We start from the raw sequence: 25121 nt of genomic DNA, 5'->3' as shown, positions 1-25121 counted from the left end.
AAGATGCCGTTCCAGAACGGTTTTTTCTGAGCGCCACATAATACCTTAGGAGTAAATTTACGCAGGTCTCAGATGGTGATCGGCAATACGCCGTCGTCCCGGAGATCACCCGTGCTCAATCGCCTCACCGTCAGCGGCCTCGTCAGGGCCGTTGTGTCCGTCCTCGCGCTGGTGCTGGTCGCCCAGCTGTCGTACGGGGCGTGGTCGTCCTGGACCCAGTATCGCAAGTCTGAGCGCATCGCGGCGGTGGTCGATACCACGACCCACATGTTCACCGCGCTCCACAATCTGCGCGTCGACCGGTCGAATTCGCGGCGCGCCCTGATCCTGGACGACGTCCACCCGACCGTGCCGCGCACCATCGCGCCGCACCGCGAGGCGGAGATGCCGGCGCTGCGCGCGGCGCTCGCCACGCTGCGGACCATCGAGTATCCCGGCGCCGCCGCCGCGATCTCCCAGCTTGACCAGACGATCAAGCGTATCGACGAGATGCAGGCGGAGACGGCCCGCGCCATGGCCCAGCCGAAGGCGCAGCGCCGGGCTGGCATCGCCGACGAGTACTTCAACCTCACCGACGGCGCGATCAACCTCCTCGACCGCCTGTCCGGCGAGCTGACCAAGCTGATCAAGCTCGATGACTCGCTGATCGACCAGCTCATGGAGATCAAGCAGAACGCCTGGATTGCCCGCCAGGCGGCCGGCGATACCTCGGTCTTCATCTCCAACCCGCTGGCCGGCCTGCCGCTGCCCGAGAACCCGCTGGTCGGCTACACCGTCCTGACGACGCGCATGGAGACCGCCTGGGCCGGCGTCGAGCAGCTGGCGGCGAGCCTTGCCCTGCCGCCGAGCTTCAACGCCGCCCTCCAGCAGGCCCGCAGCGGCTTCCTCGATCCCGAGTTCGGCAAGGTCCGCCTGGCGACGCTCAACGCGCTGATCAACAAGCAGCAGCCCGCATTCACGGCCAATCAGTGGTCGCTGATGGCGGTCCCCAAGCTCGGCACCATCCTGGCCGCCGCCGACGCCGCCCTGGACACCGCCCGCAGCCATGCGGACGCCTCCCGCACGGCCGCGTTCCGCAGCTTCGTCATGCAGGTGACGGCCCTCGGCCTCGCGCTCGCCTTCGCCATCGGCGCTCTCGTCCTCGTGTCGCGCCGGGTCATCGGACCGCTGACCGAGATCAAGGACTCCATGTTGCGTCTCGCCAATGGCGACACGACGGTGGAGAGCCGCTTCGCCTCGCGCCGTGACGAGATCGGCGCCCTTGCCGGCGCCATGCAGACCTTCAAGGACAACATGCTCGAGGCCGAGCGGCTGAGGAGCGAGCAGGGCGCCGCGGAAGCGCGCCTCGCCGCCGAGCGCCGCGCCGCCATGCTCCAGCTCGCCGACGCCTTCCAGGGCACGGTGGGCGGCATCGTCCAGACCGTCTCACGCGCCTCCGCGGAGCTGGAGGCCGCCGCCACCAGCCTGTCGAAGACTGCCGAGAACACCCAGGGCCTCGCCGCCGTCGTCGCCTCCGCCTCCGACGAGGCCTCGGCCAATGTCCAGTCGGTGGCCGGCGCCGCCGAGGAGATGGCGAGCTCGGTCAGCGAGATCGGCCGTCAGGTGGAGGAATCCAGCCGCATGTCGGGCGAGGCGGTCAAGCAGGCCGAGAAGGCCGACCAGCGCATCGCCGAGCTCTCCCTTGCCGCCGGCCGCATCGGCGACGTGGTGAAGCTGATCACCGCCATCGCCGAGCAGACCAATCTCCTCGCCCTCAACGCGACCATCGAGGCGGCCCGCGCCGGCGAGGCCGGCAAGGGCTTCGCGGTCGTCGCCTCCGAGGTCAAGCAGCTCGCCACCCAGACGGCGAAGGCCACCGAGGAGATCGGCGCCCAGATCGCCACCATGCAGGCGGCGACGCAGGACTCGGTGTCCGCCATCAAGGAGATCGGCTCGACCATCGACCATCTCGCCGGCATCGCCGCGGCCATCGCCGCAGCGGTGGAGGAACAGGGCGCGGCGACGCAGGAGATCTCCCGCAACGTCCAGGAAGCCGCGCAGGGCACCGCCGAGGTCGCGAGCAACATCGCCAGCGTCAACAGCGGCGCCGCCGAGACCGGCTCGGCCTCGAGCCAGGTGCTCAGCTCCGCCCAGTCCCTCTCCCGCGAGAGCGAGATCCTGCAGCGCGAGGTTGCGCGGTTCATCGAGACGGTGAAGGCCGCCTGACGATTTTCGCGTCGGGCGGGCCTGCCGTCACGCAGGCTTGATTGTCCATGGGACGGCCGCACCACGATGGTGCGGCCGATCGCATGTCGGAGACCGTCCATGGCCATCACGCGCCGTTCCGTCGCCCTCGGGGGCGTCGCCGCCCTGGCCGGGCTCGCCGGCCTGCATCCGCTCGGCGCCCAGGAGGGCTGGTATCCGCTGAAGGACGAGGCCGGCCGGCCGATCCAGAATTTCCGCGTGCCCATCGAGCTGCAGACCGAGATCATGGCGCTGGAGAACGCCGTCACCTTCGGCGCCCGACAGGCCGATCTGACGCTGATCGAGGTCTACGACTCCAACTGCCCCTATTGCCGCACGGCCGTGGGCGAGATGAAGCAGATGATCGCCCGCGACCGCGAACTCGCCGTCACGGTGATCAACGCGCCGAGCCTCGGCCTCGCCTCCGTCCTGGCAGCACGGGTGGAATTCGCCGTGAAGCTGCTCGGCGGCACGGACAAGGCCCGCGCCTTCCACGAGGCCTCGATGAGGATCCGCGGCGTTCTCGACGGCCGCCGCGCCCTGGAGCTCGCCGCCGACATGGGTCTCGACCGGGCGAAGGTGGAGGAGATGGCCGACCGCACCGAAACCGGTCAGGTCGTGGCTCGGGCGGTGCGCCTCGCCAATGCCAGCAACCTTGCCGCGACGCCATCCTGGCTGGTCGCCGGCACCGCCGTCATCGGCTGGCCCGGACGACCGACGATGGAGCGGATCGTCGCCGCTGTCCGCGATTGCGACAAGCCGGTCTGCAGCTGACGGTCAGGGCCGCCGCACGCTGGTGACCTCACCGTAGGACTTGTCGCGGATGCGGGCGATGGCTCCGCTCAGCGACTCCTTCACCACCATCATGTGGTGACCGTTGGCGTGGAGGAGTTCGTCGGGGCCCGACACGATGCCGACATGGCCCTTCCAGAACACGAGATCGCCGCGGGAGAGCGCCGCCACGTCGCCGGCGAACGGAAGCGGCGTTCCGATCGCCTTCTCCTGCATGTCGGTGTCGCGCGGCACGGGTGTGCCGCAGGCCTCGAACGCCGTCTGCACGAGGCCCGAGCAGTCGATGCCGAACGTGGTCCTGCCGGCCCAGAGGTAGGGCGTGCCGAGATAGGTCTCCGCCACCGCGACGAAATCCTTCTCGACCTCGCCGATGGGGGCGAGATGGGCGGCGATGACGTGCGCGCCGGTGTCGGTGACGGCGAATTCGCTGGTCTCGCGCTCGATGGTCAGGAGGCTGTTGCGATGGACCGCCCAGTTCGGCGGCAGCTTGATGCTGGGCCCCGGATAGAGATGGGTGCGCGCCACCTTCACCCTGTGCGTGGCAGGTCCCCGCCGCGGCCGGAAAGCGCCGGCGATGGCATAACCGACATAGCCGTCGCGGTCGGACTGCACATAGGCGAAGCCGCCGTCCTCGTCATAGACCGTGACCTCCTCGCCGAGCAGCAGCTCGCTGTCGCGCGCGGCGTTCATCAGCCGGGAGGGAGCGAGCGGCACCAGCGGGAGCTCGACGCGCATGGGCCGCCCCTCGACGAAGCGGGCGCTCTCCACCTGTCCCTTCAGGTGGGCGGCGGCGAGGTCGGCGCGGGCGGGGGTGAGGCGGCGGTCGAGGCCGGGCGGCAGGGCGAAGGTCATGGGTCGAATGCTATCACGGCGGCGGTTAACGGCTCAGGGCGGCAGCAGGCCAGCCTGGCGGGCGACGAGGTCTCCCAGCCTCTCGACGGCGAGCGCGCCCTTCACCGTGCGCTGGATCACCACGTCGCGGCGATCGTTCTCGTCGCGGCGGCGCGAGACGAGCTCGAGCTTGCCCATGCTGTCGAGAGCCCGGGTGATGACCGGCTTGGTGACGCCGAGTTTCCTGGCGAGATCGCGCACATGGTGCGGCGGCGGCTCGAGATAGATGGTCAGCAGGATGGCGAGCTGGCGCGACGACAGGTCGGGCTCGCCGTCGCGCACCAGGGCCAGCGACACGTCGTGCATCAGCTTCATCGCCTGGGACGGGCGCAACGCGACGGCCATGGGGAACGCAACCGGGAGACGCGGGAGGAACTCGTTTCGGACCCGTATTAAACGGCCCCCCGGCCCACTGTGCAAGCTCGCCCTGCCATGGCATGAGGCGAGGGTTAACCCGGAGCGCCCCGTGGTCGCCGACCTCGCCACGCTGACCACCATGGCGCTCGCCGCCTTTTCCGCCGCCACCCTTCTGCCCGGAGGGTCCGAGGCCGTCTTCGTTGCGCTACTGGCGGCGGGCACCGCCGATCCCTGGGCGCTGTTCGTCGTGGCGGCTCTGGCCAACACGGCTGGCGGCATGACCAGCTGGTGGATAGGCACGCAGATCGCCCGGGGTGCCGACAGCGAGCGCGGCCATGCCTGGATGCGGCGCTTCCGCCTGCCACCGGAGAGCTTCGCCCGCGCCACGCGGCTCTTCACGCGCTGGGGCTGGGCCACCCTGCTGTTGTGCTGGATGCCGGTGATCGGCGATCCCGTCACGCTGGTCGCCGGCATGGCCCGCTATCCCGCCCTGCCAACGGTGCTGATCACCGGCTTCGCACGCACCCTGCGCTATGCCGCCGTCTGGGCCGCGGCAGCCGGCGTCATCGCCTGGTGGGGATGAGCCGATCGCGCCCCCGGCCCGCGGCGCGGCCCCTGTACCTCACCTTTGAAATGCACTAATCACGGCCCGTTCCCCGTGACTGCGAGAGGCTATCGCGATGCAGACCTACGACCGGCTCGTCACCGTCTTCGGCGGCTCGGGATTCGTCGGGCGGCACATCGTCCGCGCCCTCGCCAGGCGCGGCTTCCGCATCCGCGTCGCCGTCCGCCGCCCCGATCTCGCCGGCCACCTGCAGCCGCTCGGCATGGTCGGCCAGATCCACGCCGTCCAGGCAAACCTGCGCTACCCGGATTCGGTGCGCCAGGCGGCGGCCGGCTCCGAGATCGTCATCAACTGCGTCGGCATCCTCTACGAGACCGGCCGGCAGAAATTCGATTCCGTCCAGGCGCGTGGCGCGGCGACCGTGGCACGGGCCGCGGCCGAGGCCGGCGCCCGCCTGATCCACATCTCCGCCATCGGCGCCGATGCCGAGAGCGAGTCGGTCTATGCCCGCACCAAGGCGGCCGGCGAGGCCGCCGTGCTGCAGGAGGTGCCGGACGCGGTGATCCTCAGGCCCTCCATCGTGTTCGGCCCCGAGGACGACTTCTTCAACCGCTTCGCCGGCATGGCGCAGATGTCGCCGGTCCTCCCCCTCGTCGGCGGCGGCGAGACGAAGTTCCAGCCGGTCTTCGTCGGCGACGTCGCCGAGGCCGTGATGGCCGCCGTGGATGGCCGGACGAAGCCCGGGGCGGTCTATGAGCTCGGCGGTCCCGCCGTGAAGAGCTTCCGCGACCTGATGGAGTTCGTGCTGGCGACGACCCAGCGCAAGCGCTTGCTGGTGCCGCTGTCCTTTGGCCTCGCGACGCTGCAGGCCAAGGTCCTCCAGCTCCTGCCGAAGCCGCTGCTGACCGAGGATCAGGTGGAACTGCTGCGCCACGACAACGTCGTCGGCGAGACGGCGAAGGCGGAGGGCCGGACGCTGGACGGTCTCGGTATTCACGCCCAGTCGGTGGAGGCGGTGGTGCCGACCTATCTGTGGCGGTTCCGAAGGCAGGGGCAGTTCACCGCCCCGGTCGCCTGACCGGCCTCAGCGCATCAGGTAGAGCCCGGCGAGGCCCGCCGAGCCGACGACGATCCGCCACACCGCGAAGAGCGTGAAGCCGTGGCGGCTGACGTAATCGAGCAGGAAGCGCACGACGAAGAGCCCGGAGATGAAGGCGGCGACGAAGCCGACGCCGATCGTCGTGACGTCGGAAAAGTCCAGCACCCGGTAGTTCTTGTAGAGATCGTAGGCGAAGGCCCCCGCCATGGTCGGCATGGCGAGGAAGAAGGAGAACTCGGCCGCGGCGCGCTTGGTCGTGCCCATGAGCAGCGCGCCGACGATCGTTGCACCCGAGCGCGAGACGCCGGGAAAGAGCGCGGCGCACTGGCACAGGCCGATCTTCAGCGCCAGCCAGGGCGAGAAGCGGAAGGCGTTGTCCTCCCGCGCCTCGAGCTTCAGCCGGTCGACGACCAGCAGCACGATGCCGCCGAGGATGAGGGCGACGCAGACGAGGTCCGGCCGCTCGAACAGTGCCTTGATGCGGCTGTGCAGCACCGCCCCGAGTGCCGCGGCCGGAAGGAAGGCGACGATGACGGAGACGACGAAGCGCCGCGCCCAGGCATCGGTCGGCAGGCACAGCACGACGCCGAGCAGGCGGGAGAAATAGACCAGCAGGATCGCGAGGATGGCGCCGAGCTGAATCAGCACCTCGAAGGTCTTGCCCGTCGACTCGAAGCCGAGGAAATGGCCGATCAGAATGAGATGGCCGGTGGAGGAGACCGGAATGAACTCGGTCGCCCCCTCCACCACGCCGAGGACCAGCGCCTTGGCCAGATTGACGATGTCCATGATGACCCCGGTCGCCTCACAACGGCCGGAACGCCGGCCTCTGCTCGTGTCATAGGCGCGACTGTCTTCATGTCCGGTTAAGCATGCGCCTCCGTGAAAATGCTGAGGCCCGGAGCGGGAGGCGGCGTTCACGCTCCATCAACCATGACGGATCGTGAAGGCTCTCCGCTGAATCCGCCGGTTGTTTCGCCGCCCTCATGGCGCTATGCACCCGCCTCCCGCATTGTCATCGAAAAACCATATCGGGGCCCTCGATTGCGGGCCCTTCAGGTCTGGAGCGCATGGGACTGATCCTCCATCATCGCTACTTCTGCCCGCATTCCCGCTTCGTGCGCCTCGTGCTCACCGAGCGGGGTTTCGAGGCGGACCTGGTCGAGGAGAGGCCCTGGGAGCGGCGCACCGATTTCCTCAGGATCAATCCCGAAGGCACGACGCCCGTGCTGGAACTGGCGGACGGCGTCGCCATTCCCGGCCCCGACGGCGTCGCCGGCTGGCTCGACGACACCGACACCCTTCCCGCCGGTCGCCGCCTGATGCCGGAGAGCATCGCTCACCGCATCGAGGTGCGCCGGCTGATGCGCTGGTTCCACGGCAAGTTTTTCGAGGAGGTCTCGGGACCGCTGGTCGAGGAGAAGATCGACAAGCGCTTCATCCCGGCCGAATATGGCGGCGGTGCGCCCAACACGACGGCGCTGCGCGCGGCGCGCGCCAATATCCGCTATCATCTGGCCTATGTAGGCTGGCTCGCCGCGCGCAACGACTGGCTCGCCGGCCCCACCATGAGTTACGCCGATCTGGCGGCCGCCGCGCATCTCTCGGTGGTGGACTATCTGGGCGAGGTTCCGTGGAACGACGACGCGGCGGCGAGGGACTGGTACGCGCGGGTGAAGTCCCGGCCGTCCTTCCGCACCCTGCTGAACGACCGCGTGGTCGGCATGCAGCCGAGCGCGAGCTACGCCGATCTCGACTTCTGAGCGATCCCTCCGCCCTGAGGGAGGCCATCGCGGCACAGGCGCGCGCCGAGGGTTTCGATGCCGTCGGCTTCACCCGGCCTGACGCCATCGCCGAAGCCGGCCCGCGCCTGGCCGAGGCCGTCGCGGCCGGACGCCACGGCTCCATGGACTGGATGGCCGAGACTCTGGAGCGCCGCTCCCACCCCAACGCCATGTGGCCGGAGGGGCGCACTCTCATCATGCTCGGCGTCAACTACGGGCCGGACGAGAACCCGCTCGACGGGCTCGAGGACCCCGCCAGCGGCCTCATCTCTGTCTATGCCCGCGGCGACGACTATCACGAGATCATCAAGGCCCGGCTCAAGGCCCTCGCCCGCTGGCTGGTGGAGGAGACCGGCTGCGAGCTCAAGGTCTTCGTCGACACGGCGCCCCTCATGGAAAAGCCGCTGGCGGCGGCCGCCGGCCTCGGGTGGCAGGGCAAGCACACCAATCTCGTCTCCCGCGATTTCGGCTCCTGGCTCTTCCTCGGCGCCGTCATGACCACCCTGGAGATCGCCCCCGACGCGCCCGAGCGGGACCATTGCGGCTCCTGCACGGCGTGCCTGTCGGCCTGCCCCACGGACGCCTTCCCACGCCCCTATGCCCTCGATGCGCGGCGCTGCATCAGCTACCTCACCATCGAGCACAAGGGTCCGATCCCCAGGGAATTCCGCACCGCCATGGGCAACCGCATCTACGGCTGCGACGACTGCCTCGCCGTCTGTCCGTGGAACAAGTTCGCCGAGACCGGCCGGAACATGAAGCTCGCGGCGCGCGAGCACCTGAAACGTCCTGCCCTCGCCGACCTGGCGCAGCTCGACGACGCCGCCTTCCGGGCCTTGTTTACGAAGAGCCCCGTGAAGCGCATCGGCCGCGATCGCTTCGTGCGCAATGTCCTGATCGCCATCGGCAACAGCGGGGAAACCGGCCTGGCGCCCGTCGCCGCGGATCTCCTCGCCGACCCCGCGCCGGTCGTGCGCGGCGCAGCCGTCTGGGCGCTCAGGCGGCTCGACCCCGGCCGCCTTCCCGCCTCCCCTCCCGGCGGTGAAACAGATCCGGACGTGCTCGCCGAATGGCGGCAGAGCCCGTAAGCTTCGCCAGGACATCAACGGCAAGCCCATCCATGACGCATCTCCTCATCTTCGGCCTCGGCTACTCCTCGCGCGCGGTCGTCCGGGCCACACCGCCCGGAATCACCCGCATCACCGCCACCGTGCGCGCGCCCGAGCGTGCCGCTGCCCTCTCCGCCGCCCCCGTGGAGGGACGCGACGTGACCGTGCTGCCCTTCGACGGCGCCACCATGCCGGAGGCCCTCGCAGAAGCCGTCGCCACGGCGGACCACATTCTGGTCTCGGCGCCGCCCGACGCCTCCGGCGATCCCGTCCTGAAGGCCTGTGCCGGCGTGCTGGCCGCCCATCCGCCGAAATCCGTCGCCTATCTCTCCACCGTCGGCGTCTATGGCGACCACGCCGGCGGCTGGGTCGACGAGACCACCGAGCCGCGGCCCGCGAGCCCCCGCAGCTTCGAGAGGCTGGAGGCGGAGCGCGCCTGGGCAGCCTATGGCGCGGCGCATGGCGTGCCGGTGGCCATCCTGCGCCTCTCCGGCATCTACGGGCCGGGACAGAACGCGCTCGTCAACCTCGCCCGCGGCACGGCCCGGCGAATCATCAAGCCGGGCCAGGTCTTCAACCGCATCCACGTGGACGACATCGCCCAGGCCGTGCTGGCGAGCTTCGCCCGCGGCTATGACGGCATCGTCAACGTCACCGACGACGAGCCCTCGCCGCCCCAGGACGTCATCGCCTATGCGGCGGAACTGATGGGCGTACCCCCGCCGCCCGAGGTGCCCTTCGAGGAAAGCGGCCTGTCGCCCATGGGGCGGAGCTTCTATGGCGAGTGCAAAAGGGTCAGCAACATGAGGCTGAAGGGTGAACTCTTCGTTAAGCTGTTGCATCCAAACTTCAAGGCGGCGCTCCGGGCATTGGCCGCCGGGGGCGACGGCAGGCGCTAGGGAGTTCCGCAGAGTCATCTTGTTATTGCATTGCAGCATAGCCACGACAGTATTGCTGCGACGCACAAATCACGGAACCATACCCCTCGATCGTCAGCCGCAGGCCTCCCGACGGCCGGTGCAGCGGATGACGACCGTCACCCGAGCCTTAGGGGTATGTCATGATGATCGACATCGGCATTGCAGACCTGGCCATCATCCTCATCGGTCTCGGCGTCGGCGCGGCTCTCGCGCTCTTCGTCGTCGACACAGCCAAGCAGATGAACCTGCGCACCGACCCGTAAGCTCGGATCAGGACGCGTCGCCGGACACGAGAAGCCGGCCCGCGGGAACGTTCAGGGCGTTCCACAGCAACTGACCGGCCGCGCGGATTTGAGGCGCGAGCGTGTAGGGCGCGTTGACGGTCACGAGACCGGCGCCCGACAGCCGCTGTCCGTCCACGACGCGCCAGGTCGCCTCGATGGTGAGGCATTTCGGAATCGCGAGCTCGGCGATCATCCGGTGGAAGCGTTTCACCTCGACCGGGTCCTTCACCGGATACCAGAGCACGAAGACGCCGGTGGCGAACCGGCGCACGCCCTGGGCCAGCGCCTCGGCCAAGCGGTCGTAGTCGCCGCGCCGCTCGAAGGGCGGATCGATCAGGATGAGCCCGCGGGTCTCCTTTGGCGGCAGGAAGGCCTTGGGCGCCAGCCAGCCGTCGATCTCGATGACCTTCGCCCGCTTCTCCCGCGCATAGAGCGCTGCGAGCGTGCGCGAATCCTCCGGATGCAGCTCGCAGAAGGTGAGCCCGTCGGTCGCCCGGGTCATCAGCCGCGCGATCTCCGGGCTGCCGGGATAATGGGTCAGCCGCCCGTCGGGGTTGAGCCTCGCGACGACGTCGAGATAGGGGTCGAGGAAATCCGCCAGCGCCTCGGGCAGCTCCTTGCCCCACAGGCGGCCGATGCCCTCCACCCATTCGCCCGTCCGCTCCGCCGGATCGGAGGTGAGGTCGTAGCGGCCGATGCCGGCATGGGTATCAACAACACGGATCGGCGGCTCCTTCTGCATCATGTGCGCGAGGATGGAGGCGAGCACCGCGTGCTTGATGACGTCGGCCGGGTTTCCGGCGTGAAAGGCGTGGCGATAGTTCATGGGCGACAGGCTGTGACCGGCAATCGCGCCGCGGTCAACGACTCATCCCTTTGCCGCCACCACCGCGAGCCCCGGAACGGGCTCGCCGGCCTCGTTGCGGATCGCCGCCGGTTCGACCAGCAGCGGATGCAGCCCGCCCGCGGCGAGCGAGGCCCGCACCGTTGCTTCGCCATGGGCGTAGCGCAAGGCAGCGCCCAGCACGACGCCATCCCCGCCATGGGTTTCCACCGTGAAGGTGCAGAGGCCGCCGGGCGAGAGGACGCGCCCGGCCTCGCCGAGGATCGCCGCGATGTCGGCGCAGTAGATGAAGACGTCGGCGGCGACCACGAGATCGGCCGAGGCGCCGTCCCGTGCGCCAAGGAAGGCGCCGAGGTCGCCGACTTCGACGCTGCGATAGGCACTCCTGCGGCGCGCCTGCGCAGCCATACGCTCCGACAGGTCGACACCGTCGATGAAGCCGGCGACCGGCGCAAAAACCTCTCCGGCGAGGCCTGTGCCGCAGCCGAGATCCAGCATGGTCCCGAAGCGCAGCGGCAGGCCCGCCGCCGCACAGGCGCGCGTCACCGCGTCGAGCAGCTTTTCCGGCCCGCGGTAGGAGAGACGGCGGCGCAGCGCCTCCTCGAAGCGCGGCGCGTAGTCCTCGTAGAGGGCGGTGACATAGGCGGGGCTCATCGCCCCCACGGGATCGCCCAGCCCAAGCCGGGCAAGGATCAGCCGCGCGCCGAGCGTGTCGGCGGGGTCGATGGCGAGCGCCCGCCGCAAGGCCTGCGCCGCAGGTTCGACGGCGCCGCGCGCCGCCTCCACCTCGCCGAGGGTGAACCAGCCGGCGGCCCAGCCAGGCGCAATCTCCAGGGCCTGCACGAGAAGGTCGGCCGCGGCGGCGAGATCGCCGTCCGCCTTCGCCGCCATGGCGTAGTCGTAGCGGCGGTCGGCGAGAAGGTCCCCCGAGGAGCGGAAGGCCGGGGGAAGCATCAGTCGTCGGCCGAGAGCTTGCCCGTCGGCCGGATCAGGGCCTCGAAATGGCCGCGGCTCTGTAGCCACCAGAGGAGGGCGAGGCTCGGCAGCGCGGTGAGGCAGGAGAGCACGAAGAACCAGAACCAGCCGGTCTCGGCGGCAACGAACCCGGCAGGCGCCGAGATATAGGTGCGCCCCACCGCCGAGAGGGCCGAGAGCAGCGCATATTGCGTCGCGGTGTGCAGCGGTGACTGGCATAGCGCGGAGAGATAGGCGACGAAGATGACCGTGCCGATGGCGCCGGTGAAGTTCTCGGCAACGATGACGAAGGCGAGCATCCCATAGCTCGCCGGCACCACCGCCTGCAGCGCGAAGACGAGGTTCGAGCCCATCTGCAGGAAGGCGGCGAGCCAGAGGCTGGTGCGCAGGTCGAGGCCGCGCGCGACGAAGCCGCCGGCAAAGCCGCCCGCGAGGGTCGCGGCGAGCCCGAGGCCCTTGACGATGGCGGCATATTCTTCCCGCGTGTAGCCCATGCCGCGGATGACGAAGGGGCCGGTCATGGCGCCGACGAAGGCGTCGCAGAGCTTGAACAGGATGACGAAGGCCAGCACCGCGAGGGCGGCGTCGCGGGTGAGAAATTCCGAAAAGGCGCCGACAGCGGCCTTCCAGACCCGCGCGAGCTGGTTCTCGCCGGTGAGGACCTTGGCCGCCTCCTGGGAGCGTGCGGGCTCGCGGGCCATCAGCGTCGTCACCATCCCGACCGCGACGAAGGCCGCCATCACGATGTAGCCGAAGGTCCAGGCGGTCGCCTTGTCGAAGCCCTGCACCTTCTCGAAGAAGGAGACGATGAACAGCGCCCCCGCCGTCGAGACGAGCATGCCGATCCGGTAGGCGGCGACATAGGCGCCGACGCCGGCGGCCTGTTCCGACACATCGAGCTTCTCGACGCGATAGGTGTCGATGACGATGTCCTGCGTCGCCGAGGCGAGCGCCACCAGCACCGCGCCGAGCGCGATCATGAAGGGCGAGACGTCGGGGTTCTGGAAGCCGAGGAAGACGATCGCCGCCATCAGCATGATCTGGCTGAAGATCAGCCAGCCGCGGCGGCGGCCGAACAGGCGGCACAGGATGGGAATGTCGAGCGCGTCCACCACCGGCGCCCAGAGGAACTTGATCGTGTAGGGCGTGCCGACCAGGGCAAAGAGGCCGATGGTGGAGAGGTTCACCGAACTCTCGGCCATCCAGACCAGCAGGGTGGAGCCGGAGAGCGCCAGCGGCAGGCCGGCGGAAAAGCCGAGGAACAGCACAACGAGGACGTCGCGGCGCAGATAGACCCCCGCCGCCTCGCGCCAGCTGCGCTTCGCCGGAGCGGCAGGCTCGGCCGCGGCCTGACCCGTGCTCATCTCGTCCTCCGCGATCTCCGCCCCATGGAGGCAGGTGACGCGATCATGGTTAACGAAGCCTCAATGGCGCGGCTGGGAGCGGCCGTCCAGCCTACTTGATGTAGCGGGCGAGGCCGGGCGTCACGCGCTCGACGACGAGGCGGATCAGCACCGGCAGGAAGAGGCCGGCGAGGGTCAGGACCAGAAAATAGGCATAGAAGGCGTTGCCGTCCCACTTCACCACGAGAAAGCCGAAGCCCTTCACCAGGCCGATGCAGATCGTGTTGAAGAGATAGATGGCCATGGTGTAGCGGCCGAAGAACAGGAAGACCGGATCGTTCGCCGCGGCGAGCCGGGTCGCCGCGAAATGCAGGGCGGGGATCGACGCCAGCGCCACGGCGAGGCCGGTGAGCGGGCTCGCCAGCCACTGTGCGAGGCCGAGCAGCGCGGCGAAGAATGCGACCGCGATCCACCCCCGGCGCGCCAGCAACTCCGCCATCACGCCGCGGCGCTGACCCACCCAGACGCCGATGAAGAAGAAGGCGGCATGGCGCAGCACCCGGTCGGCGTAGAGGAGGCTCTCCACCTCCAGCTGGGTCAGCACCAGCCCGGCGGCGATGAGCACCGGCAGCGTGCGCGGGAAGGGCACCACCACGAAGCGGAAGAGCAGCGCATAGACGAAGGCGGCGTAGAGATACCAGACGGAGGTCGCCGGGCTGCGGCTCGTATGGATGAAGAGCCCGTCGAGATAGGCGAGGAGGCTGTCCTGCGTGTTGTCGACGTGGACGATCTGGGAGAAGACGACCTTCCCCGCGATGATCAGCAGCCCGAAGGCGAAGAAGGGCAGGAGCAGGCGGTCCGCCCGCCGGGCGATGAAACGGCCGGCGCCCTCGCTGCGGTCGCTGCCGGCATAACCGAGCACGTAGCCGCTCAGATACATGAAGAACGGCATGTGGAAGAGATAGATCGCCGTCTTCAGCTGCTGGTACCACTCGTGGCCCGCTGGCACCTGCTGGGAGACGACGTGGCCCACCACGACGAGCACGATGCCGATCCCTTTGGCCGTGTCGATGTCGAGGAGACGCGCGCGGGCGGGGCTCGCCGGGCCGGCGGCCTCCTGACCATGTCCCTGGGCTGCGAGGGCGGGCGAAACCATGACCAATCCCGGTGAGCGGCCGGTGCCGCACCGGCGCGAACCCTAGCGCGGCAACCCCTTCCCATTCGCTAATCCCACCGTCGCGGGAGACCGTTGCATCTGCCGCAATCGGAGGCAATCGCTGTTGCCTATTTTTTAGGCGTATTGCATCGCGGTCCGGGCGACGACAGCGGGTACGACATGCCCCTGCGGCAGGGTCCGGGATGATTCGAAAACAGAGTCAAAGGATTGGTCCCCACAACCGACGCTGGCACGGCTGTTGCGACAGCACTTTGGCCATCGGGCAATGGTCTGGCTGCCGAGGCCCGAGGCGGAACCAGTAACGGGAACTCTCCATGTTGAACCTCAAATCAAAAGTGCTCGGCCTCGTCGCCGGCGCCGCTATGGCAGCCGGCGTCCTCGCCGCGCCGGCCAAGGCGCAGGAGACGATCAAGGTCGGCATCCTGCATTCGCTCTCCGGCACCATGGCCATCAGCGAGACGACGCTGAAGGACGTGATGCTCATGCTCATCGAGGAGCAGAACAAGCGCGGCGGCGTTCTCGGCAAGAAGCTGGAAGCCGTCGTGGTGGACCCGGCCTCGAACTGGCCGCTCTTCGCCGAGAAGGCCCGCGAGCTGATCGCCCAGCACAAGGTCGCGGTGACCTTCGGCTGCTGGACCTCGGTGTCGCGCAAGTCGGTCCTGCCGGTCTTCGAGGAGCTGAACTCGATCCTCTTCTACCCCGTGCAGTACGAGGGTGAGGAATCCTCGCCGAACATCTTCTACACCGGCGCCGCCCCGAACCAGCAGGCCATCCCCGCCATCGACTATCTCCTCGCCGAGGGCGTGAAGCGCTTCGTGCTGGAAGGCACGGACTACGTCTATCCCCGCACCACCAACCGCATCCTCGAGGCCTATCTGCTCTCCAAGGGCATCAAGGCCGAGGACATCTCGGTCAACTACACCCCCTTCGGTCACTCCGACTGGCAGACCCGCGTCGCGGCCATCAAGCGCTTCGGCTCGACCGGCGTGAAGACCGCGGTGGTCTCCACCGTCAACGGCGACGCCAACGTTCCCTTCTACAAGGAGCTCGGCAACCAGGGCGTGAAGGCCACCGACATCCCGGTCGTCGCCTTCTCCGTGGGTGAGGAAGAGCTCGCCGGCATCGACACCAAGCCGCTCGTCGGCCACCTCGCCGCCTGGAACTACTTCCAGTCCGTCGACAACCCGGCCAACCGCGACTTCATCGCCCGCTGGCGCGCCTTCAAGAAGAACGAGCGGGCCGTGACCAACGACCCCATGGAGGCCCATGTCATCGGCTTCGCCATGTGGGTGAAGGCCGTAGAGGCCGCCGGCACCACCGATCCGACCGCGGTCCGCCGCGCCATGATCGGCATCGCCGTGCCGAACCTGTCGGGCGGCATCTCCACCATGATGCCGAACCACCACATCACCAAGCCGGTCCTGATCGGCGAGATCCAGGAGAACGGCCAGATCCAGACGGTCTGGCAGACCCCGGGCACCGTGGTGGCGCAGGAATGGTCGCCCCACCTCGAGGGTTCGCGCGACCTCATCGCCGACCACCGTCCGCCGATGAGCTGCGGCAACTTCAACGTCCGCACCGGACGTTGCGGCGGCGCCCAGCGCTGAGTCTCTCGTCCCGACGAACCGGAGGGCGCGCCGTCCGCGGCGCGCCCTCGTGATCCCCCGCAGTGCTTCGGAACGAGGGCCGAGCTTGAACCAGACCATCCGACGCCCCTGGCAGCTTGCCCTCGTCACGGCGGTCTTCGCCGCCCTCATGCTCTTCGCCAGCCCCCTCCGGGCGCAGGACGCCGGACCTCTCGTCCAGCGCTTCGCCACCGAGGGCTTCAACGACATCGTCGGTGCGGTGAACGGGCTCGCCACCTCCGGCTCGCCGCGCGCCGCCCCCGTCATCGAGGCGCTGCGCGACGGTCGCCTCGTCTACCGGCAGGCCGACCGCACCGTCTTCATCCGCCGCCCCGACGGATCCTTCGTCTCCGCCCTCACCGGCGAGCCCGCCTCCGACGTCGGCGCCACCCGCCCGGTTCGCCTCAACAACAATGTCCGCCGCGCCATCGATGCGGCCGTCGGCGCCCTCTCCCTCCTCCATCCCGACCCGGCCCGCCGCACCAGCGCCGCCGAGGCGGTGTTCAAGTCGCGTGACGGCACGGCCCTCGCCGCGCTGGAGACCGCCATCGGCCAGGAGCGCGACGCCCGTATCAAGACGCTGATGGAAGAGGCGCGCGCCGCCATTCTCGTCGCCAACCCGCAAGCCGCCGAAGCCGACCGCATCGCCGCCATCGGCATCATCCAGCGCCGCGGCGACCAGGACGCGCTCGCCATGCTCGGCTCGCTGCCGGCCGATGCGCCGCCGCGGGTGCGGGAGGCGGCCGAGAGCGCCTCCGTCGCCATCCGCCGGACTCTGGCGGTCTGGGAGGCCGGCCAGAACGTCTGGTACGGCATCTCCCTCGGCTCGGTCCTGCTCCTCGCCGCCATCGGCCTCGCCATCACCTTCGGCGTCATGGGCGTCATCAACATGGCCCACGGCGAGATGGTGATGATCGGCGCCTACACGACCTTCGTCGTGCAGCAGACCATCCGGTCGGTCGCTCCCGGCCTCATGGATGCCTCGCTCTTCATCGCCCTGCCCATGGCCTTCCTCGTCGCCGGCGCCATCGGCGTCGCCATCGAGCGGCTCATCATCCGCCATCTCTACGGGCGGGCCCTTGAAACGCTGCTCGCCACCTGGGGCGTCAGCCTCGTGCTCCAGCAGGCGGTGCGCTCCTGGTTCGGCCCCACCAACCGCGAGGTGACGACGCCCTCCTGGATGTCCGGCTCCTTCGAGGTCGGCCACCTCGCCATCACCGCCAACCGCCTCGCCATCATCATCTTCGCCGCCATGGTCTTCGCCGCGCTGCTGCTCTTCCTGAAGCGCACGCCCTTCGGCCTGCAGACCCGCGCCGTCACGCAGAACCGCCGCATGGCCGGCGCCATGGGCATCCGCACCAACTGGGTCGACGCCTTCACCTTCGGCCTCGGCTCGGGCATCGCCGGCCTCGCCGGCGTCGCGCTGAGCCAGATCGACAACGTCTCGCCCAACCTCGGCCAGGGCTACATCATCGACAGCTTCATGGTCGTGGTCTTCGGCGGGGTGGGCAATCTCTGGGGCACCCTCGTCGGCGCCATGACGCTGGGCATCGCCAACAAGTTCCTCGAACCCTATGCCGGCGCGGTGCTGGGCAAGATCCTGCTCCTCGTCTTCATCATCCTGTTCATCCAGAAGCGTCCCAGGGGCCTCTTCGCCCTCAAGGGCCGGGCGGTGGAATGATGCTGACCCGCTTCCTCTTCGAGAAGATCGACCGTGCCGGCTGGGTCTTCCTGGTCCTGCTCGGCATTGCCGCTGTCCTCGTGCCGGTGCTGAACCTCGCCGTGCCGCCTGGCTCCATGTTCCACGTGTCGAACACGGCCGTGGGGCTCTGGGGCAAGTACATGACCTATGCCCTGCTCGCCCTCGCGGTCGATCTGGTCTGGGGCTATTGCGGCATCCTCTCCCTCGGCCACGGCGCCTTCTTCGCCCTCGGCGGCTACGCCATGGGCATGTACCTGATGCGGCAGATCGGCCCGCGCGGCGTCTACTCCCACCCGGTCCTGCCCGACTTCATGGTCTTCCTGAACTGGACGGAGTTGCCGGTCACCTGGTGGGGCTTTTCCTCCTTCCCCTATGCCATGCTCATGGTGGCCCTCGTCCCCGGCCTCCTCGCCTTCGTCTTCGGCTGGTTCGCATTCCGCTCGCGCGTCACCGGCGTCTATCTCTCCATCATCACCCAGGCACTGACCTATGCGCTCATGCTCGCCTTCTTCCGGAACGACATGGGCTTCGGCGGCAACAACGGCCTCACCGACTTCAAGGACATCCTCGGCTTCAACATCCAGAGCCAGGTGACGCGCGCGGTGCTCTTCTCGCTCTCGGTCCTCGCCCTGATGACGGGCTATCTGGTCGCCCGCGCCATCGTCACCTCGAAGGCCGGCAAGATCCTCATCGCCATCCGCGACGCCGAGGCGCGCACCCGCTTCCTCGGCTACCGGGTGGAGAACTTCAAGCTCTTCGTCTGGACCGTCTCGGCGGTCATGGCGGGCATCGCTGGAGCGCTCTACGTGCCGCAGGTCGGCATCATCAATCCCAGCGAATTCTCCCCCGCCAATTCCATCGAGACCATCGTCTGGGTGGCGGTGGGCGGACGCGGCACGCTGGTCGGCGCAGCCCTCGGGGCCGGCCTCGTCAACTTCGCCAAGAGCTGGTTCACCGGCGCCTTCCCGCAGGGCTGGCTCTTCGCCCTCGGCGGCCTCTTCATCTTTGTGACCCTGTTCCTGCCCAAGGGCATCCTCGGCACCTTCACCGACTGGTGGAAACGCCGCGGCGAGCGCCGCGAGCCGCCGGCCGCCTCGCCAGCCCGCCAGCCGGCCGAGTGAGGATGGGCCCCATGTTGATCGATCCGATGGAAACCCAGCTTCCCGCCGATCCGGTCCAGGCCATCGAGCGGCCGCAGGTGGTGACCCAGTCGCTGCTCTATCTCGACGGCGTGTCGGTGAGCTTCGACGGCTTTCGCGCCATCAACAATCTCTCGCTCATCATCGCCCCCGGCGAGATGCGCGCCATCATCGGCCCGAACGGGGCCGGCAAGACGACGATGATGGATATCATCACCGGCAAGACCAAACCGGACACCGGCGACGTCATCTTCGACGGCCAGGTCGACCTTACCCAGCTCGACGAGACGGCCATTGCCAATCTCGGCATCGGCCGGAAGTTCCAGAAGCCGACCGTCTTCGAGATGCACACGGTGGAGGACAATATCGAGATGGCGGTGAAGGCCGACCGCACCGTCTTCGGCACGCTGTTCTCGCGCCACTCCGCCGAGATCTGGCGCCGGGTGGACGAGCTCCTCGGCATCGTCCGCCTCGGCGACCACAGGAAGCGCCTCGCGGGCGACCTCTCCCACGGCCAGAAGCAGTGGCTGGAGATCGGCATGCTGCTGGCGCAGGACCCCAAGCTCCTCCTCGTCGACGAGCCGGCAGCCGGCATGACCGACGTCGAGACCGGCGCCACCGCCGATCTCCTCAAGGACATCGCGAAGACCCATTCCGTCGTGGTGGTCGAGCACGACATGGGGTTCATCCGCGAGCTCGGCGTGAAGGTGACCTGCCTGCACGAGGGCTCGGTCCTCGCGGAGGGAACGCTCGACCAGGTCAGCTCCGACGAACGGGTGATCGAGGTCTATCTTGGGCGGTGACCATGCTTGAAGTGAAGAACGTCGACCTGCACTACGGCGCGGCCCAGGCCCTGCGCGACGTCTCGGTCGTTGTCGAGCCGGGCAAGGTCACCTGCGTGCTCGGCCGCAACGGCGTCGGCAAGACCTCGCTGATGCGCGCCATCATCGGCCATCAGCCGATCTCGGGCGGCGAGATCCTGTGGGAGGGCCGCGACATCACCCGCATGCCGCCCTTCGAGCGGGCACGCCGCGGCATCGCCTATGTGCCCCAGGGACGCGAGATCTTCCCGCTGCTGACGGTCAAGGAGAACCTCGAGACCGGCTTCGCACCGCTGAAGCGCGCCGACCGCACCATCCCCGACGACATCTTCTCGCTCTTCCCCGTGCTCAAGGAGATGCTCGGCCGACGCGGCGGCGACCTCTCCGGCGGCCAGCAGCAGCAGCTCGCCATCGGCCGGGCCCTCGTCACCCGCCCGCGCCTCATCGTGCTGGACGAGCCGACGGAGGGCATCCAGCCCTCGATCATCAAGGATATCGGCCGCGCCATCGACTACCTGCGCGGCAAGGGCAACATCGGCATCCTGCTGGTCGAGCAGTATCTCGACTTCGCCGAGGCGCTCGGCGACCGCTTCTACGTCATGGAGCGCGGCCGCGTCGTGGTCGAGGGGCTGAAGGGCCAGGTGGACCGCGACGCCCTGCACCGCAGCATGGCGATCTGACCCTCCACCGCCGCTGCACGATCCGTCCCTTTGCCGATTCAATGTCCCGGGCGCATCGTCTATCGTGCCGCCATGGAGAATGCATAGATGGCTCAGGGTCCCTTCTCGCGCGGCGTCGTCGCCGCGCCTCACGCCGCCGCCGAGGCGGGCCGGCAGATCCTCGCCGAGGGCGGCAATGCCATCGAGGCGATGATCGCCGCGGCGGCCACCATCGCGGCGGTCTATCCGCACATGACCCATGTCGGCGGCGACGGGTTCTGGCTGATCCACCAGCCGAGCCGCCGCGTCCACGGCATCGAGGCCTGCGGCTTCGCGGGCGAGCGGGCGACGCTCAAGTCCTATCTCGACAAGGGGCACTATGAGATCCCCGCGCGCGGACCGCTGGCGGCCCTCACCGTGCCGGGCGCCGTCGGCGGCTGGCGCCTTGCCAACGCCATGGCCAAGGCTTCCGGCGGAACCCTGCCGCGCTCCGTCATGCTGGAGCCCGCCATCCGCGCCGCACGCGAGGGCTACAAGGTCAGCCGCTCCCAGGCCAGCCTGACCGTCGACAAGCTCTACGAGCTGAAGGACTGCCCGGGCTTCGCGGAGACCTTCCTCGTCGGCGGCAAGCCGCCCGCCGAGGGCGCGCTGATGCGGCAGCCGGCGCTTGCCGATTCGCTCGAGCACCTCGCCCGCTCCGGCTTCCAGGACGCCTACCGCGGCGACATCGCCCGCGAACTCGCCCGCGACCTCGAGGAGATGGGCTCCCCCGTCACCCGCGCCGACCTGCAGGCCTATTACGCCGTGGAGCGCACGCCGCTGTCCCTCGCGCACTCCCTCGGCACGGTCCACAACATGCCGCCGCCGACCCAGGGTCTCGCCTCGCTGATGATCCTCGGCATCCTCGACCAGCTCGAGGCCATGCACGGCCCGGTGCGACAGGACACGGTGGCCTTCGTGCACCGCATCGTCGAGGCGACCAAGCGCGCCTTCCTGGTGCGCGACCGCTTCGTCACCGACTACGACCGGCTCGACGGCAACCCGCTCGACCACCTGCGCACCGAGGCGCTGCGGACAGAGGCGGGCGCCATCGCTCTCGACCGCGCCCTGCCCTGGCCGCACCGGGCCGCTCCCGGCGACACCATCTGGATGGGCGCCGCCGATTCGGAGGGCCGCGTCGTCTCCTACATCCAGTCGATCTACTGGGAATTCGGCTCCGGCTGCGTGTCGAAATCGACGGGCTTCCTCATGCAGAACCGCGGCGCCAGCTTCGTCCTCGATCCGAAGGCGCTGAACCCGCTGGAGCCGGGCCGGCGGCCCTTCCACACGCTCAACCCCGCCATGGCACAGCTCGCCGATGGGCGGGTCTTCTCCTATGGCACCATGGGCGGCGAGGGCCAGCCGCAGACCCAGGCCCAGATCTTCGAGCGCCACGTGCGCCACGGGATGCCGCTGGAGGAGGCCCTCGACGCGCCTCGCTGGCTCCTCGGCCGCACCTGGGGTTCGTCCGTCACCAGCCTGCGCTTCGAGAGCCGCTTCGACGAGGACCTGGTGCGCAAGCTCGGCTCGATGGGGCACCAGACCGCGATGCTCGACGAGGGCTGGTCCGACACGATGGGCCACGCCGGCGGCGTGACGCTGCACACCGACATGTCGCTGTCGGGGGCCCACGACCCGCGCGCCGACGGCGGCGCGGCCGGCCTCTAGGCACGGCAGCCTTGCACCCTCGCCGGCCGGCCGCCTCGCATCCCCCCGCCATTGCGCGTATGGTCCGCGCTTTCGAGCGTCACTGAAGACACGCCATGGATTCCTCGCTGCCCGAAACCCGCGCCGCCCGGCAGGCCGCCAACCGCGGCCCCCTGGTGGAGGCCGCCGTCCTCGCCGCGGACCTCGCGGCGATCGCCGTCGCCGCCGGCAAGACGGGCGAGGCGCGGGCCGAGGTCGTCCAGGTTCTGAAGCGGCGCCTCGGCGAAGCGCGGCGGATCGCCGAGGAGCGCCTCATTGCCACCTCGGACGGACGCGCCTGCGCCGAGGCGCTGTCGCATTTCCAGGATGACGTGATCCGCGCCCTCTCGGGCTGGATCATGGACCAGCTCTACCCTTCGGAGAATCCCTCCTCCGGCGAGCGCATGGCCATCGTCGCCACCGGCGGCTACGGGCGCGGCATGCTGGCGCCCGGCTCGGACATCGATCTCCTGTTCCTCCTGCCCTACAAGCAAACCGCCTGGGGCGAGAGCGTCGCCGAGGCCATGCTCTACTGCCTTTGGGACATGGGCCTGAAGGTCGGCCACGCTACCCGCTCGGTGGACGAGTGCATCCGCCAAGCGCGCACCGACTTCACCATCCGCACGGCGCTCCTCGAGGCGCGCTACATCCACGGCGACGCCCAGCTCTTCGGCGAGTTGGAAAAGCGCTTCGACGCGGAGGTGGTGAGGGGCACGGTGCCCGAGTTCGTCGCCGCCAAACTCGCCGAACGCGACGAGCGCCATCGCAAGACCGGCCAGTCCCGCTATCTCGTCGAGCCGAACGTCAAGGACGGAAAGGGAGGCCTGCGCGACCTCCACACCCTGTTCTGGATCGCGCGCTACGCTTACCGCGTAAAGACCGACGAGGAACTCGCCAAGAAGGGCGTCTTCACCCGCCGCGAGGCGCAGATGTTCCGGCGCTGCGAGACCTTCCTGTGGACCGTGCGCTGCCACCTGCACTTCCTCACCGGCCGCTCCGAAGAGCGCCTGTCCTTCGACCTCCAGCGGGAACTCGCCCCCCGGCTCGGCTATCGCGGCCACAACGGCCTCGTCGATGTCGAGCGGTTCATGAAGCACTACTTCCTCATCGCCAAGGACGTCGGCGACCTCACCGCCATCCTCTGCGCGGAACTGGAAGAGCGGCACGAGAAGCCGGCCCCCGTCCTCGACCGCTTCATCGCGCGCCTCAGGCCGAAGTCGCGCCGCGGCTTCAAGGAGAGCCCGGATTTCCAGATCGACCATGACCGCATCACGGTGGCCGACGACCAGGCCTTCGCCCGCGACCCCGTCAATCTCATCCGCATGTTCTGGCTGGCCGACCGCTACAACCTCGCCTTCCACCCGGACGCCATCCGCCTGCTGACGCGCTCGCTGAAGCTCGTCGACGACAAGCTGCGCAACGATCCCGCCGCCAACCAGCTCTTCCTGTCGATCCTCACCTCGGCGAACACGCCGGAGATCGTCCTTCGCCGCATGAACGAGGCGGGCCTGCTCGGCCGCTTCGTGCCGGATTTCGGCCGCGTCGTGGCAATGATGCAGTTCAACATGTACCACCACTACACGGTGGACGAGCACCTGCTGCGCTGCATCGGCATCCTCCAGCAGATCGAGCGCGGCGGCGACCCGGGCCTCGGCCTCGCCGCTGACCTGGTCAAGACGATCCAGCCGCGCAACCGCGACCTCCTCTATGTCGCGCTGTTCCTGCACGACATCGCCAAGGGCCGCCCGGAGGATCACTCGACCGCCGGCGCCAAGATCGCCCGCAAGCTCTGCCCGCGCTTCGGCCTCAACGCGCTGGAGACGGAGACGGTGGCCTGGCTCGTCGAGCAGCACCTCGTCATGTCCACCATCGCCCAGTCGCGCGACCTCGCCGAGCGCAAGACCATCGAGACCTTCGCCAACGTGGTGCAGTCGCTGGAGCGAATGAAGCTCATGCTCATCCTCACCACCGCCGACATCATGGCGGTGGGTCCCGGCGTCTGGAACGGCTGGAAGAGCCAGCTCCTGCGGACGCTCTATTACGAGACCGAGCCGGTGGTCACCGGCGGCTTCTCCGAGGTCAACCGCTCGCGGCGCGTCGAGATCGCCCAGGAGGAGTTCCGCCGCGCCGTTCCGGAGCGCCTGCCGGCGCTGTCGGGCGATGCGCTGGAGACCTATGTCGGCCGGCACTACGCCGCCTACTGGCTGAAGGTCGACCTCGCCACCAAGGTCGAGCACGCCCGCTTCCTGATCGAGGCCGAGGCCGCGGGCCGCTCGCTCGCGACCCGCATCGACCTGGTGCCCGGCCAGGGGGTCATCCACCTCACCGTGCTCGCTCCCGACCACCCGAGGCTTCTCTCGATCATCGCCGGAGCCTGCGCCGCCACGGGCGCCAACATCGTCGGGGCGCAGATCTACACCACCACCGACGGGCTTGCCCTCGACACCATCTCGATCACCCGCGCCTTCGACCGCGACGAGGACGAGGAGCGCCGCGCCGGGCGCATCGCCGACGCCATCGAGAAGGCCCTGCGTGGCGAGATGAAGGTCGGCGAGGCGGTGGCCGCGGCCGCCAAGAAGTCGCCGGCACGCCACCGCTCGCGCACCTTCCGCATCGCGCCGGACGTCGCCATCAACAACACCTGGTCGACGCGCTACACGGTGATCGAGGTCTCCGGCCTCGATCGCCCCGGCCTCCTCCACGACCTCACCTCGGCGCTCTCGCGCCACAGCCTCAACATCGCCTCGGCCTATGTCGCGACCTTCGGCGAGCGCGCCGTGGACGTGTTCTACGTCACCGACCTCATGGGGGCGAAGATCCAGTCGGCCCAGCGCCAGACGGCGATCCGCAAGGTCCTCACCGGTGTGCTGGAGGATGAGGCGGCGCGCTGAGCCGCTTTCAGGCACCGGGGGGCGAGCCGCAGGCAGGACGTGGGTCCTTCGAGGCTCGGGCTCTGCCCTCGCACCTCAGAATGAGGGGGGCGGTGGATGGCACCGCTGTCGCAAGAAGATCGAGCCCGGCGCCTCCCGGAGCACTGTCCAGGACACCGCCCTCCTCATCCTGAGGTGCGTGGAGGGCGCCGATGAA

The 25121-nt window shown here is 69.0% G+C and carries 22 protein-coding genes; 15 read left to right on the top strand and 7 right to left on the bottom strand.

Going from position 1 to position 25121, the window contains the following annotated elements:
- Positions 1 to 111 precede the first annotated feature (111 nt).
- Positions 112 to 2205 (top strand): methyl-accepting chemotaxis protein, encoded by a 2094-nt coding sequence (locus tag ACT6XY_RS00340; RefSeq protein ID WP_444746355.1) that lies wholly within the window; start codon positions 112 to 114, stop codon positions 2203 to 2205.
- A 99-nt stretch (positions 2206 to 2304) separates the two neighbouring features.
- Positions 2305 to 2997, top strand: coding sequence for a DsbA family protein (locus tag ACT6XY_RS00335; protein ID WP_444746354.1), 693 nt, complete (start codon positions 2305 to 2307; stop codon positions 2995 to 2997).
- A 3-nt stretch (positions 2998 to 3000) separates the two neighbouring features.
- On the opposite strand, the gene ACT6XY_RS00330 is transcribed toward ACT6XY_RS00335, so the two are convergent.
- Entirely contained in the window at positions 3001 to 3867 is an 867-nt protein-coding gene (locus ACT6XY_RS00330) for a C40 family peptidase (protein WP_444746353.1), read from the bottom strand.
- A 33-nt stretch (positions 3868 to 3900) separates the two neighbouring features.
- The gene (locus ACT6XY_RS00325; protein WP_444746352.1) at positions 3901 to 4251 is read right to left on the bottom strand and encodes a MarR family transcriptional regulator; all 351 of its coding nucleotides are present in this window, start codon (positions 4249 to 4251) and stop codon (positions 3901 to 3903) included.
- A 121-nt stretch (positions 4252 to 4372) separates the two neighbouring features.
- Here ACT6XY_RS00325 and ACT6XY_RS00320 point away from each other — a divergent pair, with 121 nt between their 5' ends.
- Positions 4373 to 4846 (top strand): YqaA family protein, encoded by a 474-nt coding sequence (locus ACT6XY_RS00320; protein WP_444746351.1) that lies wholly within the window; start codon positions 4373 to 4375, stop codon positions 4844 to 4846.
- Between the two features lie 97 nt (positions 4847 to 4943).
- Positions 4944 to 5906, top strand: a complete 963-nt coding sequence (locus ACT6XY_RS00315) for a complex I NDUFA9 subunit family protein (RefSeq protein ID WP_444746350.1) — start codon at positions 4944 to 4946, stop codon at positions 5904 to 5906.
- Between the two features lie 6 nt (positions 5907 to 5912).
- On the opposite strand, the gene ACT6XY_RS00310 is transcribed toward ACT6XY_RS00315, so the two are convergent.
- Positions 5913 to 6716, bottom strand: a complete 804-nt coding sequence (locus ACT6XY_RS00310) for an undecaprenyl-diphosphate phosphatase (RefSeq protein ID WP_444746349.1) — start codon at positions 6714 to 6716, stop codon at positions 5913 to 5915.
- Positions 6717 to 6997: 281 nt separating this feature from the next.
- On the opposite strand from ACT6XY_RS00310, the gene ACT6XY_RS00305 reads away from it, so the two are divergent.
- From ACT6XY_RS00305 to ACT6XY_RS00290, 4 genes are all read left to right on the top strand, one after another.
- Complete coding sequence (locus ACT6XY_RS00305) at positions 6998 to 7690, top strand: glutathione S-transferase family protein (protein ID WP_444746348.1); 693 nt, start codon at positions 6998 to 7000, stop codon at positions 7688 to 7690.
- The gene (gene queG / locus ACT6XY_RS00300) at positions 7687 to 8799 is read left to right on the top strand and encodes a tRNA epoxyqueuosine(34) reductase QueG (protein WP_444746418.1); all 1113 of its coding nucleotides are present in this window, start codon (positions 7687 to 7689) and stop codon (positions 8797 to 8799) included. The genes ACT6XY_RS00305 and queG overlap by 4 nt, the downstream gene beginning before the upstream one ends.
- A 32-nt stretch (positions 8800 to 8831) precedes the next feature.
- The gene (locus ACT6XY_RS00295) at positions 8832 to 9719 is read left to right on the top strand and encodes an SDR family oxidoreductase (protein ID WP_444746347.1); all 888 of its coding nucleotides are present in this window, start codon (positions 8832 to 8834) and stop codon (positions 9717 to 9719) included.
- Positions 9720 to 9880: 161 nt separating this feature from the next.
- On the top strand, positions 9881 to 10003 hold the full coding sequence (locus ACT6XY_RS00290; protein WP_281260364.1) for a hypothetical protein: 123 nt from the start codon (positions 9881 to 9883) through the stop codon (positions 10001 to 10003).
- 7 nt (positions 10004 to 10010) lie between these two features.
- On the opposite strand, the gene ACT6XY_RS00285 is transcribed toward ACT6XY_RS00290, so the two are convergent.
- The 4 genes from ACT6XY_RS00285 to ACT6XY_RS00270 form a co-directional block, all read right to left on the bottom strand.
- Positions 10011 to 10850: a 23S rRNA (adenine(2030)-N(6))-methyltransferase RlmJ gene (locus tag ACT6XY_RS00285; RefSeq protein ID WP_444746346.1), complete on the bottom strand. Its 840-nt coding sequence runs from the start codon at positions 10848 to 10850 to the stop codon at positions 10011 to 10013.
- A gap of 42 nt (positions 10851 to 10892) precedes the next feature.
- Positions 10893 to 11822 (bottom strand): class I SAM-dependent DNA methyltransferase, encoded by a 930-nt coding sequence (locus tag ACT6XY_RS00280; protein WP_444746345.1) that lies wholly within the window; start codon positions 11820 to 11822, stop codon positions 10893 to 10895.
- Entirely contained in the window at positions 11822 to 13207 is a 1386-nt protein-coding gene (locus tag ACT6XY_RS00275; protein ID WP_444746344.1) for an AmpG family muropeptide MFS transporter, read from the bottom strand. Before ACT6XY_RS00275 ends, ACT6XY_RS00280 begins: the two co-directional genes overlap by 1 nt.
- 91 nt (positions 13208 to 13298) lie before the next feature.
- Positions 13299 to 14342: an acyltransferase family protein gene (locus ACT6XY_RS00270; protein WP_444746343.1), complete on the bottom strand. Its 1044-nt coding sequence runs from the start codon at positions 14340 to 14342 to the stop codon at positions 13299 to 13301.
- A gap of 383 nt (positions 14343 to 14725) precedes the next feature.
- Between ACT6XY_RS00270 and urtA the strand changes: the two genes are divergently transcribed.
- From urtA to ACT6XY_RS00235, 7 genes are all read left to right on the top strand, one after another.
- Positions 14726 to 15970: an urea ABC transporter substrate-binding protein gene (gene urtA, locus ACT6XY_RS00265; RefSeq protein WP_444746417.1), complete on the top strand. Its 1245-nt coding sequence runs from the start codon at positions 14726 to 14728 to the stop codon at positions 15968 to 15970.
- Between the two features lie 148 nt (positions 15971 to 16118).
- Positions 16119 to 17669, top strand: a complete 1551-nt coding sequence (urtB, locus tag ACT6XY_RS00260; RefSeq protein WP_444746416.1) for an urea ABC transporter permease subunit UrtB — start codon at positions 16119 to 16121, stop codon at positions 17667 to 17669.
- Positions 17669 to 18811, top strand: a complete 1143-nt coding sequence (gene urtC / locus ACT6XY_RS00255; protein WP_444746415.1) for an urea ABC transporter permease subunit UrtC — start codon at positions 17669 to 17671, stop codon at positions 18809 to 18811. The genes urtB and urtC overlap by 1 nt, the downstream gene beginning before the upstream one ends.
- A 26-nt stretch (positions 18812 to 18837) precedes the next feature.
- A complete protein-coding gene (gene urtD / locus ACT6XY_RS00250) occupies positions 18838 to 19632 on the top strand; it encodes an urea ABC transporter ATP-binding protein UrtD (RefSeq protein ID WP_444746414.1) in 795 nt (264 codons plus the stop codon).
- A gap of 2 nt (positions 19633 to 19634) precedes the next feature.
- Positions 19635 to 20330 (top strand): urea ABC transporter ATP-binding subunit UrtE, encoded by a 696-nt coding sequence (gene urtE, locus ACT6XY_RS00245; protein ID WP_444746342.1) that lies wholly within the window; start codon positions 19635 to 19637, stop codon positions 20328 to 20330.
- Positions 20331 to 20417: 87 nt separating this feature from the next.
- Positions 20418 to 22016 (top strand): gamma-glutamyltransferase family protein, encoded by a 1599-nt coding sequence (locus tag ACT6XY_RS00240; RefSeq protein WP_444746341.1) that lies wholly within the window; start codon positions 20418 to 20420, stop codon positions 22014 to 22016.
- A gap of 95 nt (positions 22017 to 22111) precedes the next feature.
- Positions 22112 to 24925: a [protein-PII] uridylyltransferase gene (locus tag ACT6XY_RS00235; protein ID WP_444746340.1), complete on the top strand. Its 2814-nt coding sequence runs from the start codon at positions 22112 to 22114 to the stop codon at positions 24923 to 24925.
- Positions 24926 to 25121: the final 196 nt, after the last annotated feature.

This window comes from Phreatobacter sp. (assembly GCF_052440005.1).
Classification (GTDB): domain Bacteria; phylum Pseudomonadota; class Alphaproteobacteria; order Rhizobiales; family Phreatobacteraceae; genus Phreatobacter.
This window is presented reverse-complemented; position numbering and strand designations above follow the sequence as displayed.

Bases quoted from the DNA above. Each gene is read 5' to 3' on its own strand.
- ACT6XY_RS00335 (WP_444746354.1), top strand. From the start codon at position 2,305: ATGGCCATCACGCGCCGTTCCGTCGCCCTCGGGGGCGTCGCCGCCCTG.
- ACT6XY_RS00330 (WP_444746353.1), bottom strand. From the start codon at position 3,867: ATGACCTTCGCCCTGCCGCCCGGCCTCGACCGCCGCCTCACCCCCGCC.
- ACT6XY_RS00325 (WP_444746352.1), bottom strand. From the start codon at position 4,251: ATGGCCGTCGCGTTGCGCCCGTCCCAGGCGATGAAGCTGATGCACGAC.
- ACT6XY_RS00315 (WP_444746350.1), top strand. From the start codon at position 4,944: ATGCAGACCTACGACCGGCTCGTCACCGTCTTCGGCGGCTCGGGATTC.
- ACT6XY_RS00310 (WP_444746349.1), bottom strand. From the start codon at position 6,716: ATGGACATCGTCAATCTGGCCAAGGCGCTGGTCCTCGGCGTGGTGGAG.
- ACT6XY_RS00305 (WP_444746348.1), top strand. From the start codon at position 6,998: ATGGGACTGATCCTCCATCATCGCTACTTCTGCCCGCATTCCCGCTTC.
- ACT6XY_RS00295 (WP_444746347.1), top strand. From the start codon at position 8,832: ATGACGCATCTCCTCATCTTCGGCCTCGGCTACTCCTCGCGCGCGGTC.
- ACT6XY_RS00290 (WP_281260364.1), top strand. From the start codon at position 9,881: ATGATGATCGACATCGGCATTGCAGACCTGGCCATCATCCTCATCGGT.
- ACT6XY_RS00285 (WP_444746346.1), bottom strand. From the start codon at position 10,850: ATGAACTATCGCCACGCCTTTCACGCCGGAAACCCGGCCGACGTCATC.
- ACT6XY_RS00280 (WP_444746345.1), bottom strand. From the start codon at position 11,822: ATGCTTCCCCCGGCCTTCCGCTCCTCGGGGGACCTTCTCGCCGACCGC.
- ACT6XY_RS00275 (WP_444746344.1), bottom strand. From the start codon at position 13,207: ATGAGCACGGGTCAGGCCGCGGCCGAGCCTGCCGCTCCGGCGAAGCGC.
- ACT6XY_RS00270 (WP_444746343.1), bottom strand. From the start codon at position 14,342: ATGGTTTCGCCCGCCCTCGCAGCCCAGGGACATGGTCAGGAGGCCGCC.
- urtA (WP_444746417.1), top strand. From the start codon at position 14,726: ATGGCAGCCGGCGTCCTCGCCGCGCCGGCCAAGGCGCAGGAGACGATC.
- urtB (WP_444746416.1), top strand. From the start codon at position 16,119: ATGCTCTTCGCCAGCCCCCTCCGGGCGCAGGACGCCGGACCTCTCGTC.
- urtC (WP_444746415.1), top strand. From the start codon at position 17,669: ATGCTGACCCGCTTCCTCTTCGAGAAGATCGACCGTGCCGGCTGGGTC.
- urtD (WP_444746414.1), top strand. From the start codon at position 18,838: ATGGAAACCCAGCTTCCCGCCGATCCGGTCCAGGCCATCGAGCGGCCG.
- urtE (WP_444746342.1), top strand. From the start codon at position 19,635: ATGCTTGAAGTGAAGAACGTCGACCTGCACTACGGCGCGGCCCAGGCC.
- ACT6XY_RS00240 (WP_444746341.1), top strand. From the start codon at position 20,418: ATGGCTCAGGGTCCCTTCTCGCGCGGCGTCGTCGCCGCGCCTCACGCC.
- ACT6XY_RS00235 (WP_444746340.1), top strand. From the start codon at position 22,112: ATGGATTCCTCGCTGCCCGAAACCCGCGCCGCCCGGCAGGCCGCCAAC.